This is a genomic window from Bacteroides sp. CAG:633 (assembly GCF_000435115.1).
GTDB lineage: Bacteria > Bacteroidota > Bacteroidia > Bacteroidales > Bacteroidaceae > Bacteroides > Bacteroides ndongoniae.
Genome location: NZ_FR882977.1, coordinates 1 through 1,442 on the forward strand (window position 1 = coordinate 1; position 1,442 = coordinate 1,442).

Sequence of the window (1,442 nt, forward strand, 5' to 3'; positions counted from 1 at the left end):
CACCGTGTCGGCTACCTGCACCTTCGGCGTCTCGACAAACGAAACATGACCGGGCGTGAAGACGTAGCTGCCATTGACGCCACAGGTCAGGATAAGCATCTTCAGGTTGTACTTGGCCAGCAGAATCCAGCACTTGTCCTGCAGGTCGATGCCGGGATAGCCGAACATACGGCTCACGGTGACCAGTTCCTCATCATTAATCTTCAGAATGTTGCAGCGGCGGAACGAATCGCACAGAATCTCTTTCGTATAGAAACCCTGACGCAGGTTGATGTCGAAGATGCGCAGCGTATCGGCATCGTCGGGCATGGCGTCGAGAAAACGGTGGATGGTCTGGCGCGACACGATGCTGCGTTGTGCCAGCGAGCCGAAGCAGACGGCACGCGTCTGACTGGCCAGTCCTTCGAGGGCCTGCGTGTAGGGGATGTTGTCCCAAGCCACGCCTTCCTTGATGTCATAGCAGGGCACGCCCTCGGCATCCAGCTCTACCTGGACGGTACCCGTGGGGTAAGGCACGGTTTCGATGAGTCCGTACAGCTGTTTCTGGCGGAAGTTCTCCAGAATCTCTGCGCCCAGTTTGTCCTGGCCTACAGCACTCACCACGCGGCTCTCCAGCCCGAACTGCGACACGTGATAGGCAAAGTTGGCGGGTGCTCCACCCAGTTTTTTTCCTTCGGGCAGCACGTCCCACAGTGCTTCGCCCATTCCGACTACGATTGGTTGACTATTCATGGTTGTTGGTTTTAAATGGTGGACGAGTTGACAAGGGAATCTGTTAGTAGACGAGTTGACAAGGCTACAGGCTACAAGGACTTGTGGTCTCGTTTACTTGTTGACTTGTTAACTCGTTTACTTGTTTCTTGATTACTTGTTGACTCGTTTACTTGTTTACTAAAATCAGGCTTTCTTCATCTTCAGCGTATAGGCAATCAGATAGAGCACGCCGACCGTCATCACGGCCACGGCACCACTCTGCCCCACGGCATCGCTGGCCACACCCATCAGCAGCGGGAACACCGTGCCGCCGAAAAGGCCCATAATCATCAGACCCGAAACCTCGTTCTTCTTCTCGGGCACCGCCGTCAGCGCCTGCGCAAAGATGATGGGGAACACATTCGAGTTGCCGAAACCGATCAGCGCGATGCAGACGTAGATGACGTAGTGCGCGTCGGACACCAGCAGTCCCACCATTGCCACCAGCATGCAAGCCACACTGATGCCCAGGAAGCGGCGTGCCGACAGATGTTGCAGGATGAACGTGCCCAGCAGGCAGCCCGCCGTACGGAAGATGAAGTAAAGGCTCGTGGCAAATCCCGCCTCTTCGAGCGTCAAACCCACACGTTCCATCAGCAGTTTGGGAGCCGTGGTGTTGGTGCCCACGTCGATGCCCACGTGGCAGACGATGCCCAGGAAGCACAGCAGAATGAACGGACGGCCCAGCA

General features: G+C 56.3%; 2 protein-coding genes. Both read right to left on the minus strand.

Translation table 11 applies throughout. The features are described 5' to 3' along the window. On the minus strand, positions 1 to 732 hold a 732-nt coding region (locus QVP67_RS01820), incomplete at its 3' end, for a carbohydrate kinase family protein (protein WP_288179788.1). Positions 733 to 897: 165 nt separating this feature from the next. Further along, positions 898 to 1,442, minus strand: a 545-nt coding sequence (locus QVP67_RS01825) for an MFS transporter (protein WP_288179789.1), incomplete at its 5' end; no start/stop codon positions are given.